At 65.5% G+C, this 17525-nt stretch carries 15 protein-coding genes; 11 read left to right on the plus strand and 4 right to left on the minus strand.

Annotated elements, in window-relative coordinates; all coding sequences use genetic code 11:
- The 4 genes from AC1D1S_RS11620 to AC1D1S_RS11635 all read left to right on the plus strand — a co-directional run.
- Positions 1-423: DUF998 domain-containing protein (locus AC1D1S_RS11620; protein WP_476994492.1), on the plus strand; the 423-nt coding region annotated here is incomplete at its 5' end.
- Between the two features lie 181 nt (positions 424-604).
- Positions 605-1141, plus strand: a complete 537-nt coding sequence (locus AC1D1S_RS11625) for a hypothetical protein (RefSeq protein ID WP_476994493.1) — start codon at positions 605-607, stop codon at positions 1139-1141.
- Positions 1138-1629 carry a DUF7793 family protein gene (locus tag AC1D1S_RS11630; RefSeq protein WP_243181605.1) on the plus strand — a complete coding sequence of 164 codons (492 nt, stop codon included), beginning with the start codon at positions 1138-1140 and terminating at the stop codon, positions 1627-1629. The genes AC1D1S_RS11625 and AC1D1S_RS11630 overlap by 4 nt, the downstream gene beginning before the upstream one ends.
- Complete coding sequence (locus tag AC1D1S_RS11635) at positions 1619-3142, plus strand: putative bifunctional diguanylate cyclase/phosphodiesterase (protein WP_476994494.1); 1524 nt, start codon at positions 1619-1621, stop codon at positions 3140-3142. Before AC1D1S_RS11630 ends, AC1D1S_RS11635 begins: the two co-directional genes overlap by 11 nt.
- A 101-nt stretch (positions 3143-3243) precedes the next feature.
- On the opposite strand, the gene AC1D1S_RS11640 is transcribed toward AC1D1S_RS11635, so the two are convergent.
- On the minus strand, positions 3244-3393 hold the full coding sequence (locus AC1D1S_RS11640; protein WP_223914272.1) for a hypothetical protein: 150 nt from the start codon (positions 3391-3393) through the stop codon (positions 3244-3246).
- A 217-nt stretch (positions 3394-3610) separates the two neighbouring features.
- On the opposite strand from AC1D1S_RS11640, the gene AC1D1S_RS11645 reads away from it, so the two are divergent.
- Positions 3611-4633, plus strand: a complete 1023-nt coding sequence (locus AC1D1S_RS11645) for a hypothetical protein (RefSeq protein WP_476944391.1) — start codon at positions 3611-3613, stop codon at positions 4631-4633.
- 258 nt (positions 4634-4891) lie between these two features.
- On the opposite strand, the gene AC1D1S_RS11650 is transcribed toward AC1D1S_RS11645, so the two are convergent.
- On the minus strand, positions 4892-5542 hold the full coding sequence (locus AC1D1S_RS11650) for a hypothetical protein (protein WP_476994495.1): 651 nt from the start codon (positions 5540-5542) through the stop codon (positions 4892-4894).
- 101 nt (positions 5543-5643) lie between these two features.
- On the opposite strand from AC1D1S_RS11650, the gene AC1D1S_RS11655 reads away from it, so the two are divergent.
- The 6 genes from AC1D1S_RS11655 to sucD all read left to right on the plus strand — a co-directional run bounded on the left by AC1D1S_RS11655 (position 5644) and on the right by sucD (position 16462).
- Complete coding sequence (locus AC1D1S_RS11655; RefSeq protein WP_243181600.1) at positions 5644-6501, plus strand: inositol monophosphatase family protein; 858 nt, start codon at positions 5644-5646, stop codon at positions 6499-6501.
- 299 nt (positions 6502-6800) lie between these two features.
- On the plus strand, positions 6801-8153 hold the full coding sequence (locus tag AC1D1S_RS11660; RefSeq protein ID WP_476994496.1) for an SWIM zinc finger family protein: 1353 nt from the start codon (positions 6801-6803) through the stop codon (positions 8151-8153).
- A complete protein-coding gene (locus AC1D1S_RS11665; RefSeq protein ID WP_476994497.1) occupies positions 8150-10915 on the plus strand; it encodes a hypothetical protein in 2766 nt (921 codons plus the stop codon). The genes AC1D1S_RS11660 and AC1D1S_RS11665 overlap by 4 nt, the downstream gene beginning before the upstream one ends.
- A gap of 479 nt (positions 10916-11394) precedes the next feature.
- A complete protein-coding gene (gene pcrA / locus AC1D1S_RS11670) occupies positions 11395-13983 on the plus strand; it encodes a DNA helicase PcrA (protein WP_476994498.1) in 2589 nt (862 codons plus the stop codon).
- Between the two features lie 394 nt (positions 13984-14377).
- Positions 14378-15547, plus strand: a complete 1170-nt coding sequence (sucC, locus tag AC1D1S_RS11675; protein ID WP_018776032.1) for an ADP-forming succinate--CoA ligase subunit beta — start codon at positions 14378-14380, stop codon at positions 15545-15547.
- Positions 15548-15559: 12 nt separating this feature from the next.
- Entirely contained in the window at positions 15560-16462 is a 903-nt protein-coding gene (gene sucD, locus AC1D1S_RS11680; protein ID WP_476994499.1) for a succinate--CoA ligase subunit alpha, read from the plus strand.
- A 173-nt stretch (positions 16463-16635) separates the two neighbouring features.
- Here sucD and AC1D1S_RS11685 read toward each other — a convergent pair whose 3' ends face one another.
- Both AC1D1S_RS11685 and AC1D1S_RS11690 read right to left on the minus strand, forming a co-directional pair.
- Positions 16636-17118, minus strand: coding sequence for an SRPBCC family protein (locus AC1D1S_RS11685; protein ID WP_476994500.1), 483 nt, complete (start codon positions 17116-17118; stop codon positions 16636-16638).
- A complete protein-coding gene (locus tag AC1D1S_RS11690; protein ID WP_476994501.1) occupies positions 17115-17477 on the minus strand; it encodes an ArsR/SmtB family transcription factor in 363 nt (120 codons plus the stop codon). Before AC1D1S_RS11690 ends, AC1D1S_RS11685 begins: the two co-directional genes overlap by 4 nt.
- Between the last annotated feature and the right edge of the window lie 48 nt (positions 17478-17525).

Raw genomic sequence — 17525 nt, forward strand, 5'->3', positions numbered from 1 at the left:
GCGCACGGCCGCGCGCGCTGGGGCGCAGGGGTGGTGGCAGCGGCCGCCGCCCGGCTGCTGACCGGCGCCGCCGGGGCAGGAACGGTCATCGTGGGGCTGGTGCCCGAGGACACGGGATCGGCCTGGCACGTGGCCGGCGCCCTGATGTACTTCGCCGCCGGGGCCCTGGCGCTCCTGATCCTCGGTTGGCTTTGGCTCCGGCAGACGCCGCTCGGGTGGTTCATCCTGGGCTGCGGGGCCGTGTCCCTGGCGGCGCTCATTGCGGGCGGGCTGACGGGCATGCACGTGCCGGAACCCGGTGCCCTGGAACGGCTCATGGGCTATCCCATCACCGTCGGCGTCGCCGCGGCCGGTCTTGTCATCGCCCAGCGGGTCCAGCACGAACGCACGGCACGCAAGCTCGCCCGGGCCCAGGCCCGCTGAGGGCTTCAGGGTGTCAGATAACCGGCAGGGGTCTGACCTTGCATTATCATGAGGGCACCCACCGGAACATCCCGGTGCGGGCGTGTGGGTTTTTCCATCAACGCGCCAGTATGCAGACTTTGCAGTCATACGGGGACGAATGTTAAATCAGCGAGTCTTGCCGCTCTTCGGTGCGGACAGCGTGACGACCGAACAAAAGGTTGCGTTCCGGCCCCGTCAGTGGGGCCCCGAAGTTCGTCCCGGGGCGCTGTCGCTTGGTCATCTGAGACTGTTCATGTGCAAAATGGTCACTGTTCGGCTAGGAATTCTCACCTCGCTGACCGCTCCGACCAGCTACGTTATTTCCACCGCCCTGAAAGCGCACGCCCACCACCCGAACGCAGTTCGCGGGCGTCGGGTTGGGGCGATTTCCTATCCAGTCGTCGTAATATTCCTGACGCTTTCGACCCTAATGTGTGTGGTCCGCCCAGGAGCCTTTCGCGGTTTCCGCGACCATTTCAGCCCCAACAGCGCCTTCAACTCCGCGGTGGATGTCTTCCTCGGGGTGGTTAACTGGCTGTATGTCAGTCCCAGGCCCAAGAAAGTGAAGGAGAGTCCCGTGATTGCCAAGACAGCCGAGGAAGTCGACTGGGAAACGATTCTCTGTCACGGCGACCGACGGCTGAACCGTGACCTCCGAGGCTCCGCGGACCGCCGCCGTCGAATTGCGGTCCGATGACGCTCGAGGCCCTGGCCGGGCCCGAAGGGTGGCTGCCGGAGGGCCTGCCGAACACGGCAGCGGCCGCGGCCGGCGTCGTTCTGGGGGCGGCGGCGGTGACCGCGGCCCGGGCGACCGACGGTGCCGCCCGTAGCATCGGGGTGCGGATGATCGACGGCGGAATCATCGAGGTCCTGCTGCCCGCCAACCAGGAGATCGAGGGTCCGGAGGCGCGCATCGCCGGCGACATCGTCCGCACGCTCGCCGCGGGACGGCGGATGCCGGTGCTCCTGGTGATCACCGGCGTCGTCGGTGTCAGCATGGAGGCCCGCCGGGTCTACAGCGGTTCCATAGCGGCCACAGCGTTCGCCCTGGTGGGCGAGAGCCCGGTGGACAGGGTCATTGCCCACTACCTCCTGCGGTCCCGAAGCGAGACGATCCCGGCCCAGTTCTTCACCTCCGAATCCGCGGCCGTTGAGTGGCTAAGGCAGTACACCCGTGAAGAATGAAGCACCGGACCCCAGGCTGCACGCCCTCGTGGAAGGCATCGTGCGGATCGCCGGAGGCGATCTGAGCACCCGGATCCCGCATTCGGGAGCCCGCGACGACGTCGCCGCCGTCATCGCCGGCATCAACCTGATGGCCGATGACCTGCAGACCATCTACCAGGAGCTGGAAGAGCGGGTCGAAAGCCGCACGGCCATGCTGCGCGAGGCGCAGGTGGAGCTCGAACGCATGGCGCTGACCGACCCCCTGACCCAACTCGCCAACCGCACCGCACTGAACTCGGTCCTGAGCCACGCCCTGGCGGAGTCCTCACGCGGCGAAATGCCGCCGGCCCTCCTGATTCTTGATCTCGATTCCTTCAAGGGCATTAACGACACCCTGGGGCACAGCGCCGGCGACGACGTCCTGCGGGCCATCGCACGCCGGCTCCAGGACGCCGTCTGCGAGACTGACACCGTGGCGCGCCTTGGCGGCGACGAATTCGCCGTCATGCTGCCGAAGTCCAATCTGGTCCGGGCACGCAGGGTGGCGAACAGGATCCTCAAGGCACTCAGTGAAAGCCTCGACGTCGGGGACCTGAAAGTCACCTGCGGAACGAGCATCGGCCTGCGGATAGCGGAACCCGGCCAGTCCGTCGATGACCTGGTCATGGAGGCCGACACGGCCATGTACGCGGCAAAGGCGCAGCAGCACAGCAGCATCAAAGTCTTCGAGCCGGCCCTGCTGTACGCGCGCCGGCTGCAGAGCGTCATGGTTACGGAAATGCGCGAAGCTATCCGGCAGGACCAGCTGACCCTGCACTACCAGCCGGTGGTGGACCTCGCGACCGGCAGGATCGAGGGCGTGGAGGCGCTTGTCCGGTGGAACCACCCCGGGCGCGGTCTGCTCATGCCGGATCAGTTCATTCCCCTGGCCGAGGAAACCGGCATGATCGTGGACCTGGGCCACTGGGTGCTGCGCAATGCCGTGCGCCAATTGCGCAAATGGCAGCAGGACTTGCAGGTGGACAGCACCTTTAATGTCCGGGTCAACATTTCCACCACCGAACTGCAAAACCTCGAGCTGATCGAACATGTGCGGGACATCCTCAGGGAGACCGGCGTGGATGCATCAAACCTGATCGTGGAGCTGACCGAGTCCATGGCGGTCAACGGCGGCGACGTCGACCAGTATTCGCTCAACGGCCTTCGCCGGCTCGGCGTGCAGCTCGAGATCGATGACTTCGGGACCGGCTATTCCTCCATCAGCTACCTGCGCAAGCTGCCGGTGAACGTGGTCAAGATCGACCGGAGCCTGATCAGTGGCCTCGGCGACGACGAGCAACAGCGGGACTTCGTAGCCGCGGTGCTGCACCTCATCCACGCCTGCGGCCTGAAGGCGCTGGCCGAGGGGATCGAGACGGCGGAACAGGCGGAAGTACTGCGCGAGATGGGCTGCGGCAGCGGGCAGGGCTACTACTTTGGCCGGCCTGCGCCGGCGGGCGAGATTGTGGCGTTGTTTGCGGGGGACAAGTGAGTTCAAGGAAGATGACCCGTTGGTTACTTCCGAAAGTTTAAACAGCGACGGCGGGTGTTGGAATCACTTCCGACACCCGCCGCCTGTCAATGCAGTCTCCGTTACTTCTTGATGGAGTCCGGCCACCAGCCGACGGCTACGACTGAGCTCTGGCCGGAGGTGTCAGCTGCAGCAGAAATCGCTGCGGAGGCGGACATTCCAGCGGCGGCCAGCGCACCGGCGACGAGGAGTGTTGCAAGGGTCTTCTTCATTAGGACTCCTGATACGTAAGAGGCTGATGTGACTCATGTGACTTGTGGTGCAGATTTAGTATAGGGCCAAACGACACGCCGCTGTATAACGATTCGCTCTGCAATGGATGGTTTCGTGTTATTCGCGCGAAGCTTCGGAAGACCTGAGTCAATATTGCGCAGGTCTTGCTTGCGCGGTTTGTTCGTTTCCGCTCCTGCGGCAACGGATAATTGAGATATGCAACAAAGCTCCGTTTCACCCTCGTACGCTGCTGCAGAGCTGCAGGCGCGCGAACACCGGTCCAACCACGAGTTCGGGCAGGCGGCCATCGCTGCGCAGGCGGCCGCGGACATTGCCAATGCCGAAGGCGATTCGTCCTCGTGGTGGCACATGACCTTGTTCCGGGCGGAGAGCCTCCTTGCCGCCGGTGACTTCGAAGCCTGCGCGGAGGTTGCCAGCGCGCTAGTTGCTGAACCCTGGGACGGGAACTTGCAGCTTCAGGCCCAAGTGCACATCCTGCTGGCCCAGAGCCGTCAGGGCCTGGGGTTACTCGAACAGGCGGCCGACGAGGCCAGAGTTGCAGCCGACCTCATGAATGGCGAAGATGACGTCGAGATCGCAGTCAAGGCCAGGCAGGCCCTCATTGCTGCGCTCGCCGATAGTGGAAGGCTTGACGAAGCGTGGGCGGAAAGCCTCATCATGGCGGACATCATTTCGGGCGAAGTCGATGACCAGCTGGTGGGCAAGGCGTATTGGGTCATTGGGAACGTCGCGTTTCTTTGCAGCAAAGTCGCCGAGGGGCTGCACTATCACGAACTCGCCGCTGGCACCTTTTCGCCGGCTAGGAACCTCACCGTTTGGGCCAAATTCAACAAGGCTTCCGCTGCCATGCGGCTTGCCGCCGATGTTGCGGACGCGGACACCCTGCGTTGCATTGAACGCGCGGAACTAGCCACGGATGTCATTGGCGGCACCGAGGAAGATCACATATTGCTCAAGCTGAACCGCGGCCACTGGAATTTCCTGGCGGGGGATCAGAAATCGGCCGTCGATACCCTAGTTGACATTTTCCCGGTCCCCGAAAAGACGTCACCGCAAATATTGGGCGAGGTGTATCTACTTCTGGGCCGGTCGCACGCCGCTTTGGGAAACGGGGCCGAAGCCCCGAACTACCTGATGGAGGCCGCCGACTACTTTCAGAAAGCAGGAGCCTCCCAACGTGCGGAACAGGCCCTTGAATTCCTGACCGAAGTACCCTGACTTCGCATCGAAATGGATATGCCCTCGGCTGGACTTGAGGGATGGACATAATGGCAAGATGTCCACCTGCCGGGCCGAACGCTGGACATGTCCCGCGCTCGAGGCCCGGTTCGAGGGGCGACTCCAGCCGCCGTGACCAAGAATGGACATGTCCCGTGTCCTATGCCGCGGATCGGGAAACGGCCCTGCCGGTGCGACCAAGAATGGACATGTCCCGTGTCCTATGCCGCGGATCGGGAAACGGCCCTGCCGCGCGAATCAGGACTGGACATGTCCCGGGGTGGGGGAAGCCGCGGCAGCCTTGCGTCCGAGTAACACGGCGGCGACGCCGGCCACGACGCTCAGCGCCRGAAGGACCCAGCCGGCCACGGTGAGCCCGGAGGCCACGGCGACCTGACCGCCGTCGAGAGTGTCGGCGGACATCATTTCATCGATCACCGTGTTGCCCCACAGCCGGACCGCAGCAAAAAGCAGCGGCAGCGACCACAGCGCCCAGCGCAGGGATTTCCGTGCCACGTTGGTTCCGATCAGCAGCAGCCAGGTGAAGCCAAAGATCAGCGGGAAGAGCATCCCGGCCGTCTTGTGGACATAGTTCAGCTGGCCCCGGGCATCGGCGTCCATGGCCGCGCGCAATTGCTCCACGAACCCCAGGTCAAAGCCGCCCACCAACGAGTCGGGCATTGCCTGGCCGCCCGACAACTGGGTGAGCTGGTTGAGGGTGAGCAGGTGCAGATACCAGAACAGGAACAGGCTGGCCACGACCCCGGCGATGACAATCAGATTGCTGTTGCTCTGTGCCTTCTGCGGTGTCCGGCTGGTGGTCGGATTGATCACCGGAGGAAGATGGTGCTGGGGGACCGCCGCGTTGGCGCCGTGCTTCTTGATCCGCTGCGCGGGTGTCTTGGCCATGGCTCCATTATCGCCCGTCCTGCACACCCCTCCGCGCCGCCGTCTGCCCGGCCGTCCGCGCCGGCTGTTCACTGCCAACGGGCGCCGATAGTCTGGGATGCGTGACCGAACTAGGAAAACACCGGCTCGGCCGGCACAGCACCGCAGATCTCGACCCCTCACTGGATGACTACCAACTGGCCGAGGCCCTGGTCCGCGAGGCAGGCACGCTGGCGCTGTTGATGCGGCAGGCCGGGCTTGAGGGCAGGCAGAAGACATCGGTCTCGGACGTGGTCACGGCCGCCGACCACGCCGCCGAATCCTATGTCCTGGAACAGCTTCGGCGCTGCCGGCCCGATGACGCCGTCCTGGGCGAGGAGGGCGCCTCTGTGGCGGGCAGCAGCGGCCGGACCTGGGTCATTGACCCCGTCGACGGGACCTTCAACTTCCTGCATGGATCCACGTACTGGTGCTCGGCCATTGCCCTGAAGGATTCCTACGGTGCAGGGCTCGGCGCCATCTTCCAGCCGGAGGAGGACAAACTCTGGCTGGGCGGGACGTCCCGGGCGGCAACGCTCAACGGCGAAAAACTGGTCACATTCGTGCCCGGAGCGTCTGGAAGCGCCGGACGCTCCGACACGCCGCTGTCTGACCTCGGCGCGGCAACCTACATCCACCCGACGTGGCTTGCCGATCCGATGTGTGCCATGCCCTGGCATGCGGCAGCGACGTCGGCGGCCGCGCTGCGCATGTTCGGGTCCGGCTCCTGCGACCTCGGCCGGGTCGCGGACGGAGAGCTCGGCTGCTGGTTCCAGCACAGCTGCCCCGAGTGGGACTGGCTGCCCGGGAAGGCCATCGTCGAGGCGGCCGGCGGCGCGACCGACGTCGTGCGCGTCAACGGACTCGACTGGTTCATCGCGGGAGGGACGACGGCGGTCCAGCAGCTGCGCGCCGCGCTCAGCTCCGGGGGCGTCGGCTAGCTTCCCGCCTGCCGGATCTCCCGTGGGACATGCTCATTGTTCGCTGCGGGGTCCGCGGGACATGCTCATTCCTCGAGGAGAGCATCGGACAAGGTGGTCGTATGTCCACCGGCCGCGGACAGCAGTGGGCATGTCCCGCGGACAGCGCGTCCCCTCCGCCGTGCGGGGGGTGTTGCTAGTCCGGAAACGCGGCCTATACTTCCGGACATGGGGGAGCGAACACCAATTCCGGACGTGCCTGAGGTGCTGTCCACACGGGGAACTGACCGGGTGTGGACCCGCCGGCTGCGGGAACCGGAATGAGCGGCTATTTAGCCGAATCCGTACTCGATGAAGCTCACGGCGCCAAGCGGCTCCTCCTGGAGTCAGGTCTGGGCGCCACCCCTCAAGGACTGGTGGAAAACCCCAGCTTCTTTCACGGGTTTGCGGCAAGGCCGGACGTGGTGTCCAGCGCGCTGCTCGCCGTTGCCGACGTCGCGGCGTCGAGGTACTACGATGCAGGGTTCCGGCTCAGCGATGTCGTGGACCCGGTCATGACCGCAGGCGGAGACCGCCTGCGGTGTGAGTCGTTTTCGGCATGCAACGGGGTCCAGGCGCGGCTGGACTTGCTGGGCAGCGGCCTGGACGGCGGTGAGATCGGCTTCGGAACCACCAACGTGGACATCAACAGCCCACTGCGCTCTGCGCTCGCCAACGTGCACCGGAACGACTTGCTCCACTTTGACGTCGGCCGGGACCGGCTGGTGGTCTCCACTCCCGATCAGAGCCATGTCGAACGGAAGGTGGATCTGCCCGACCGGTGGGTTCGCGGCTTCGCCGAAACACCCGCCATCGCTGCAGGTATGACGCATCTGGCTGCCCTTACCGGCCCCGCCATCAGTCAGTTCCTGGCCTCCTTGCCGGCAGCCCAGCCCGGGCGCACGGTCTTCCTGCTGCCATCGGTCCGGGGATTGCGCGAAGTGGCGGCGGCGAAGCCGTCAACGGTCACGCTGGCCGGTACAGGACGGCTTGCCGCCGCCAGGCGGGTCGCCCGATTCGCCTCTCGCCTGGACATCTTCCGTCACGACAACGGGGCCAGCGGCTGGGTGTTTAGGCTCCCCGGTGCCGACTTCACACTGCTGCTGTCGCCGGCGGCCGGCCGGGGTTTCTCGGGGGAAGGCGGGATCCTTGCTGCGCTCGCCGCCCCTGGCGTCACGGAAGCGGGGATGACAGTCCTGGACTTCCTAGGATGGCAGGCGGTCATTTCGACCGAGGCGCTCAGCGCAAGGACCCGGCTTGCGGCGGAGCGCGTCAGCCACGGGCTGGCCTGGTTAGGTGCGTCCGGGAAGGTGGGTTTCGACCTGCTGGAAAATGCCTACTTCCACCGGGAACTGCCGCTGGACCAGGACCGGACGGTCAAGGACCATCCGCGGTTGCAGGCAGCCCGCGGCATTGTGGCCCGGGGCGGGGTATCCCGGTTGGAGGGCCGCTGGGATGTTCTGGCCGCAGACGGAGTGTATGTGTACCGGGTCACGGCCAGGGCCGGACTCTACCAGTGCACCTGTGCCTGGTGGTACGACTTTCGCGGCGCCCGGGGTCCCTGCAAGCATGCGCTCGCCGTGGAGCTTGTGCGGCTCGAGACGGCACCGGGCCACGGACTGGAAAACACGTGACGGGGCCGGAGGGCCGCGGCGACCCGCCGCTCGTGCAGGAAATACGCCGGCTCGCCACAGCCGAAGACTGGATTGCCCTTCGCGAATACATCAAAGCACCCCCGCCGGCTCATCTCGCGGAGACGAGGACGTGGTTCGCCAAAGGCGGCCGGACCCTGCTGACCCAGGACCTGGACTTTCGGCTCCATGGGGTCATCAGCCTTGTCGACTCGCGCTCCCGGTCAATTGTCAGGGAGATGGTCACCGTCGCCGTCAGCGCACCTGCCGATGCTGCCAGGTTCCTGCCTTGGCGGGCGATGGCATGGAACCGCAACGTCCACATCCTGATGTTGTTGGACGTTCTTGTTTCAAAAGGCGACGACTGGTGTCGGCGCTTCGTGGCCGCGGCGATCAGCCGGAACGCAAGAGCCGGCAAGGAGAGCGCCACCACCGTCATCCGTTATTGCCTGCCGCTGATTCTGCACTTTGGAGTTGCCACTGAAAAATTTGAGGCGTATCCGCGGCTTTGGGCGTTCTATTATCGGGAGCTCGCGGCCGGCCGGCTGCACGAGGTCTGGAGCGATGAGATTGCGGCGGACTTCGAGTACCCCGGTTGGTCTGGACTGGGGTTCCGCATCGATCCCGCCGGACGCGCGGTGGTCTTTCCGAAGATGCAGAAATCGTTGCTGGAGTTGTGGGATCAGGATCTGACCGCCGCGAACACACTCCTGCGTTGCTTTGACCTGCCGGACGCGCTGGGACCCCTGGCCAGGGTAGGAACGCCGAAAGAGTGGACCGTCGGGGCCGCAATCCGCGGCTACCTCAACAGGGGAACCTTCCTCAGCGAAGAGGTCTTCGGCAAGCTCCGCACGGCACTCGCACGCGACGATGGACTCCCGACCCAGCGAGTGCTGGCCGATGTCCTGAAGTCATGTCCGCCCAGTCCTGGGGAGGTCGCCGCGAGCATTCCGCTCCTGCTGTCCACAGTCGCCACAGCCCCCGGATTCCTGTCCTTCCCGGTTCTTGGACTCTTGGTCCAGTCGCCCATGGGCGGCGGCGACCTCTGCGACCTGAGTGTTGCCGTGTTCGGCAGGCCGGAGAAGAAGGCCCAAGAGCTTTTGGTTCGGCACCTCAAATCGCTCCAAGCTTCGCAGCCATACGATGGCGACGTCCTTGCCGCCTGCTGGGAAGCGGCGGCGGGATCCGCGGATCTATTAGTCCGGGCGACGGCGGAGGAGATGGCGGGGGGACCTCTGGCCACGGACCTTGAAGAGCCGCTGGACGCCGCATCGCTCTGGGGAACGGGGGTCCGACAGCCTCCGGAAATTCCCCGATACGTGGCTCAAGAGGTCGATTCGAAGAATCCGCTGCCGCGCTGGACCGGACCGCGCGAGCATTCCGTCGCCGAAGAGCAATACATTGATCGCTTCCTGCGGACCGTTTACCGCCGTGCCCCAAACGTGCGGGACTGGTATCGCCAAAGATTTGCTGCTCAGACCGGTTACGCAGATGGCTTCGAGCGGTACCGTGCACTTGCGGGGGCGCCGACCAGCTGGCGGCGCTGGCCGGATCCGCCGACGAGTTGGCGGCGGTGGGCAAGCCCGGGCCCGGAGGTTGCCTTGGCGATGTGGGCATCAGGGGAGCACGACCTGACCGCTCACCGGGATCTGACCGCATTGGTCCGGGCATCACTGTCCCGCCCCTCGGGTACGGACGACCCATTTGGCTCGGCGAGCCCTTTGGCCGCAATCCACATCCTTCGTCAAAGCGAGTTGATGGTCCAGGCAGGAACGGTGCCCTACTCCCTGGCCACACCGAGTTATGACAACTTCCGTGTGGAACTGGGCCGGCTGGTGTCACTCCTGCAGCTTTTTGAGCGTGAAGGCTGGGCCTATGGAGAAGCAGACCTGTTTCAGGCACTCTTGCGGCTGGGTCCGATGGATGCGGGGCTGGCAGCCGAGGTCCCTGAATTGCCTGTCTTGCCATTTGACGGCCCGGACGGCCAGGAGCGGCATGCCGGCCAAATTCTCCGCGAATGGGTCGGAGGAGGAGGATTCAAGCCCCCTCCGGTGGAGGCTCCGCTGGCGTTGCCGGTGTCTTTGGAACGGTTTCCGTCGGTCCCCCCGGAGTTGCTCTCGCCAGAGGTGTGGAGCGGCAGCGGACGCGGACATCTGGGTACCTGGCTCGCCTGTGAAGCCTCGGCGGTTGTGCCCTTCTGGCCGGACCTGGGCGCCGTCTGGCTGGGTCGGCGGGTGGTCTACGGCGGGCTCGTCGCACTCGGGGAAGGAGGACCGGCGGGGGCAACGGCCGGAGAACTCGGGCAACTGACTCACGATTGGTTCATTGCCATGCTCGCCAGTCACCGCCCGTACGACAGGAGTAGCACCCTTGAAACGGTGCTGGAAATGGCCGCGAGGCGCCAACTGTCAGCCGAATACCTGGCCCTGGCTGCACGAAATCGCCTCGAGGCCGGCGACCATTCGCTGGGCCGGCTGGTGAGGGCAATGGCACTGGTGGCCTATGAGGGGCATCTGGACTGTGTCTGGCCGGCGCTCACCGCCCTGGTGGTCGCGTCCTCCAAGCAACCGCGGCTTCCTGCCGGGACCAGTGAACTGCTTGCCACCTGCATGGAGTTGTGGGAATCCATTCCTGCCAATCACCGGACAACGGCGACTACCGCAGCCTTCACAGTGGCCGTCCGGACGCTAGCCGGAGCCAAGGCCGCCACTAAGACGGGGCTGGAAGCGAAGCGGCTCGCGTCGCRGATGGGGCTCACGAGCTAAGCGAGTCGGGGGGTACTCCCGAGGAATACCGCGGCCCCGCCTGCGAGAAAGCTCATTCCCTGGCGAAGTTTCATGGGACATGCTCGTTCTTCGCGGCCAGGAGTGGGCACAAAGGGAGTATGTCCATCGGTTACAGGTGGCGGAGGACAGGCTCGTTCCGCTGTGGCGTGTCCGCGGGACATGCTCATTCTTCAGAACAACCTCGGTGGTCTTCAGAACAACCCGGGTCTTCTCCATGACAGCCTCAGCGGGGCATGCCCATTCTTCGAGGTCAGGACTGGGCATAGGGGGATTATGTCCACTGGGCGCGGGCAGGGGAGGGCATGCTCGTTCAGCTCGGCCGTGTCCGCGGGGCATGCTCATTCTTCGCGGCCAGGGGTGGGCACAAGGGGATTATGTCCACTGGGCGCGGGCAGGGGAGGGCATGTCCCAGCAGGCGGACACGGCTGTCAGCGCCACCGCCTAGACTTAGATACACCATGGATATGTTGTTTGACCCTTACGCCGACGGACCCTTCCAAGCTGCCTCCAAGGCGGCGGCAGGCACTAAATCGCGCTCCGGGTCCGGCCTGGCGGGCCTGGATTCCGGACCGGATTCCGCACCGCACGGCGGAAGCCCGCACGGCGGCGCCCCGCACGGCGGCGCCCCGCACGGTGGCGGCCCGCACGGCGGAAGCCCGCACGGCGACGGACCTGACAGCGGCTGGGACCGCCCGCAGCTTCCGAACGCCGGCGAACTCCTCGAGGGGCTGAACCCCCAGCAGGAAGAAGCGGTCAAGCACGCCGGCAGCGCCCTGCTGATTGTCGCCGGCGCCGGGTCGGGCAAGACCCGCGTGCTCAGCAACCGGATCGCCTACCTGATCGCCACGAGGCGGGCGCACCACGGCGAGATCCTGGCCATCACCTTCACCAACAAGGCCGCGGCCGAAATGCGGGAACGGATCGAGGCGCTGGTCGGCGGCCGGGCCAAGACCATGTGGATCTCCACCTTCCACTCCTCCTGCGTCCGGATCCTGCGCCGCGAGGCCAAGAACGTCGGRCTYAACTCCAACTTCTCGATCTACGACTCCGCCGACTCGCTGCGCCTGATCACCCTGGTGGCCAAGAATCTGGATCTTGACCCCAAGCGCTTCGCGCCCAAGGCCATCCAGCACAAGATTTCCGCGCTCAAGAACGAGCTGATCGACGCCGACAGCTATTCCTCGAGCGCCAACTACAACGATCCCTTCGAGCAGGCCGTGGCCGAGGTCTTCAAGGGCTACACCCAGCGCCTGCGCCAGGCCAACGCCATGGACTTCGATGACCTGATCGCCGAGACCGTCTACATGTTCCGGGCCTTCCCGGCGCTCGCCGATTCCTACCGGCGCCGCTTCCGGCACGTCCTCGTGGACGAGTACCAGGACACCAACCACGCCCAGTACGCCCTGGTGCGCGAGATCGTCGGCGAGGGTCCTGACGCCGCCGAGCTCACCGTCGTCGGCGATTCAGACCAGTCCATCTACGCCTTCCGCGGCGCGGACATCCGCAACATCGTGGAGTTCGAGAAGGACTACCCGGACGCCCGCACCATCAAGCTCGAGCAGAACTACCGTTCCACCCAGACCATCCTCAGCGCCGCCAACTCGGTGATCTCCCGCAACCCCAACCGGCCGGAGAAACGGCTCTGGACGGCCGAGGGCGACGGCGAGAAGATCGTCGGCTACGTCGGCGAGAACGAACACGACGAGGCCCAGTTCATCGCCAAGGAAATCGACCGGCTCCAGGACGAGGGCAACCTGCGCCCCGGCGACGTCGCCATTTTCTACCGCACCAACGCCCAGTCCCGCTCGATCGAGGACGTCCTGGTCCGCGTGGGCCTGCCCTACAAGGTGGTCGGCGGCACCCGCTTCTACGAGCGCAAGGAGATCAAGGACGCCCTCGCCTACCTGCGCGTCCTGGTCAACCCGGACGACGACGTCAACCTCCGCCGCATCCTCAACGAACCCAAGCGCGGGATCGGGGACCGTGCCGAGGGCGCCGTCGCCGCCCTGGCAGAGCGTGAGCGCACCTCCTTCATGGCCGCCGCGCGGCGCGCCGATGAAGCCCCGGGCATGGCGACGCGTTCGGTCAACGCTGTGCTGGGCTTCGTGAAACTCCTCGACGACCTCGCCGAGGTCGCTTCCGGCTCCGGCGCCGCCGCGGCTCTCGAAGCCGTGCTCGAACAAACCGGGTACCTGGCCGGGCTGCGTTCCAGCACCGACCCGCAGGACGAGTCCAGGGTGGAGAACCTCGCCGAACTGGTCGCCGTCGTCCGGGAATACGAACGGGACAATCCCGAAGGCTCGCTCGGAGCCTTCCTGGAGCAGGTCTCCCTCGTGGCTGACGCCGACCAGATCCCGGACGCCCCCGGCGGTGACGCCGAAAACCTGGCGGCCGCCGTCGCCGAAGCCAAGCGGCTCGGCGTCGTGACCCTGATGACGCTGCACACCGCGAAGGGCCTGGAATTCCCGGTGGTGTTCCTGACCGGCATGGAGCACGGGCTGTTCCCGCACCAGCGCTCCGCCACCGATCCCAAGGAACTGGCCGAGGAACGCCGGCTGGCCTACGTGGGGCTGACCCGGGCCCGCAAGCGTCTCTACCTGACCAGGTCCGAGGTCCGCAGCATGTGGGGCCAGAGCCAGTACAACCCCGCGAGCCAGTTCATCGAGGAGATCCCGGCCGAGCTCGTCGAGTGGAAGCGCGAAGGCGCCAGCCGCCAGAGCGGAGGCTGGGGGAGCGGTGCCGGGATCGGGTCCAGCCGCTACGGCGGATCGTTCTGGGGTGCCGGGACCGCCCGCGGCGCCGCGGCCAGCCCGGCCGCCGGCTTCAACGCCGATGTTCCCGCCGCGGTGGCCAAGAACAGGGTCCAGCCGCAGAAGGAAGTCGTCGCCGTCAGCGTTGGGGACAAGGTCAACCACACCAGCTTCGGCAACGGCACCGTCCTGGCGGTGGAGGGCGCCGGGGACAAGACGGTCGCCAAGGTCAAGTTCGACGTCGGCGAGAAGCGGCTGCTGCTGCGCTACGCGCCGCTGACCAAGCTGGACGCCTGACTGACCGCGTAACTGGACGTTTGGCTGAAGACCCGGCGGGAGTCCGGAGACCGGTCCGCCGGCACCCCGTGCAGCCGCTGGCACGGGCGTTCGCCGTACATTACGAACGCGGGTCCGGCACGGCCGCGCCGGCCTTCGGAGCGCCGTCAGACACCCCAAAAACCCCGTAATCTAGCGGTTTTTCTACGCTCCATAGAATAGTGTCCTTACTCACATAACCGGTACTCTGGAACGGGCTGGTCCGATCGAAGGACTAGAGTTCCCAAAGGAGCATTGCGCCGTGTGGCTCGTTTCCAAGCTTGTCGCAGGGTGCGTTTATTCCGCAGCCCGGTAACCGCGAGTACGTGGGGTCCGGCTGTACAGAAACTACTTCGACGTAGAAGGACACTAAACCGTGGACCTGTTTGAATATCAGGCGCGCGATATGTTCGAGGCGCACGGTGTACCCGTGCTTGCTGGCATCGTGGCGCACACCCCTGAAGAAGCAAAGGCAGCTGCCGAGAAAATCGGCGGCGTAACTGTCGTAAAGGCGCAGGTCAAGGCCGGAGGCCGCGGCAAGGCCGGCGGCGTCAAGGTCGCGAAGACCGCTGACGAAGCGTTTGAACACTCCACCAACATCCTCGGGATGGACATCAAGGGCCACACCGTGCACCGGGTGATGATCGCCCAGGGTGCAGACATCGCCGAGGAATACTACTTCTCCGTCCTTCTGGACCGGGCCAACCGCAACTACCTGGCCATGTGCTCGGTAGAAGGCGGCATGGAAATCGAGCAGCTCGCCGTTGAGCGCCCCGAGGCCCTGGCCAAGATCTCGATCGACCCGGCCGTGGGCATCGACCAGGCCAAGGCCGACGAAATCGTCGCCGCGGCAGGCTTCGCCGAGGAACTGCGTGGCAAGGTCGCCAGCGTAATCCTGAAGCTCTGGGACGTTTTCAAGAAGGAAGACGCCACTCTTGTGGAGGTCAACCCGCTGGTCCTGACCGGCGCCGGCGACATCGTTGCCCTCGACGGCAAGGTCTCCCTCGACGAGAACGCCGACTTCCGCCACCCCAAGCACGCCCACCTTGAAGACAAGGACGCTGCTGACCCGCTCGAGGCCAAGGCCAAGGCGCAGGACCTCAACTACGTCAAGCTGGACGGCGAAGTCGGCATCATCGGTAACGGTGCCGGCCTGGTCATGTCCACCCTCGACGTCGTTGCTTACGCCGGCGAGAACCACGGCAACGTCAAGCCCGCGAACTTCCTGGACATCGGCGGTGGAGCTTCCGCCGAGGTCATGGCAGCAGGCCTCGACGTCATCCTGGGCGACCCGCAGGTCAAGTCCGTCTTCGTCAACGTCTTCGGCGGCATCACCGCCTGTGACGCCGTCGCCAAGGGCATCGTCGGTGCACTGGCCGAGCTGGGCCACTCCGCGAACAAGCCGCTGGTAGTCCGCCTTGACGGCAACAACGTTGAGGAAGGCCGCCGCATCCTGGCCGAGGCCAACCACCCGCTGGTTACCCTGGCCGCCACCATGGACGAGGGCGCCGACAAGGCTGCCGAGCTCGCCAACGCAGCGAAGTAGAGGGACTCGACTATGTCTATTTATCTGAACAAGGACTCCAAGGTCATCGTCCAGGGCATCACCGGCGGCGAAGGCACCAAGCACACCGCCCTGATGCTCAAAGCCGGCACCAACGTTGTGGGCGGCGTCAACGCCCGCAAGGCCGGCACCACGGTCCTGCACGGCGACAACGAGATCACCGTCTTCGGCACCGTCAAGGAAGCCATGGCAGAGACCGGCGCTGACGTTTCCATCGTCTTCGTGCCGCCGGCCTTCACCAAGGACGCCGTCGTTGAAGCCATCGAGGCCGGCATCGGCCTCGTCGTCGTCATCACCGAAGGCGTGCCCGTCCAGGACTCCGCCGAGTTCTGGGCACTGGCCCAGTCCAAGGTGGACGCCAACGGCAAGCAGGTCACCCGCATCATCGGACCGAACTGCCCCGGCATCATCACCCCGGGCGAGGCCCTCGTCGGCATCACCCCGGCCAACATCACGGGCAAGGGCCCCATCGGCCTTGTCTCCAAGTCGGGCACCCTGACTTACCAGATGATGTACGAGCTGCGCGACCTCGGCTTCTCCACCGCCATCGGCATCGGCGGCGACCCGGTCATCGGCACCACCCACATCGATGCCCTCGAAGCCTTCGAGGCTGACCCGGAGACCAAGGCGATCGTCATGATCGGCGAAATCGGTGGCGACGCCGAAGAGCGTGCCGCCGACTACATCAAGGCCCACGTCACGAAGCCGGTTGTTGGCTACGTGGCCGGCTTCACCGCTCCGGAAGGCAAGACCATGGGCCACGCAGGCGCCATCGTCTCGGGTTCCGCGGGCACCGCCCAGGCCAAGAAGGAAGCCCTCGAGGCTGCCGGCGTCAAGGTCGGCAAGACGCCGTCCGAGACCGCCAAGCTCCTGCGCGAGGTCTTCGGGACCCTCTAGGTCCGAAGCGCCGAAGTACCAGCACTACAGCAACGCGGGGTCACTCACGGCCCATTCCACTCGGTGGGATGGGCGCGGAGTGACCCCGCGTTGTTTCTTTAAGTACGACGGCGGCAGGCCACCTTCCCCGGGAGGTGACCTGCCGCCGTCGTACTCTTTAAGTCCCTGAGGTCCTAGACCTTGGCCCGGCTGAGGACTTCCTCGAGCTGTTCGTAGGCTTCGGTCATGCCGCCCTCCATTCCGGACTGCGCCATGCCGTCGCGGGCCTCCATGCTGGGGTAGACCGCGTGGCCGCTGAGCCGCGAACGGCCGCCACCCAGGTCCTCGAAGGTCAGGCACTCAATACTCACCACGTCCGGGTAGCCATCGAATTCGAAGGTCTGGATGGCGAAATCATTCTCGCGGACAGTGTGGAAGACACCGGTGAAGCCATAGGCGCTGCCGTCCGGCGCGGTGTGGGTGTAGCGGTAGCTGCCGCCGGTCCTAAAGTCGTAGTGGTCAACAGCCATAGTCAGCCGCCGCGGGCCAAGCCACTGGGCGACGAGCTCGGGATCCTTGTGCGCCCGGAACACCTCGGACACCGGAAAGTCGAATTCACGCTCGAAATCGATGAACGGCAGACCCTCGGGGACGGTCAATTTCAGTGCGTTGCTCATGATGCATCCTTTGCCTGTGTGCCGCTCTGGGCGGCGCGGATTTCAAGCACGGCGTCAAGGCTGCGGAACTGCCCCTCGCGGACCAGCCGGTACTGGTCGATCCAGGCAGTGAGTGCTTCCAGCCGTGCAGGGTTCAGGTGCACGGGCCGGCGCTGGGCGTCACGGGTGCGCGTGACAAGTTGCGCCTGCTCGAGGACCTGGATGTGTTTCGAGACCGCCTGCTTGGTGATCGCGAAGGGCTCCGCCAGTTCATTGACGGTGGCCGGGCCCCGGCTGAGCCGGGCAATGATGCGGCGTCGGAACGGATCGGCGAGGGCCAGGAAGGCCGCGTCGAGCTCGGCGTCGTCACTCGCTTCCACTCGGTGCTCCACCTCCTCGTCCCGTAGTCAACTGATCAGTAATCAACT

Source organism: Arthrobacter sp. P1_A5 (genome assembly GCF_056406825.1).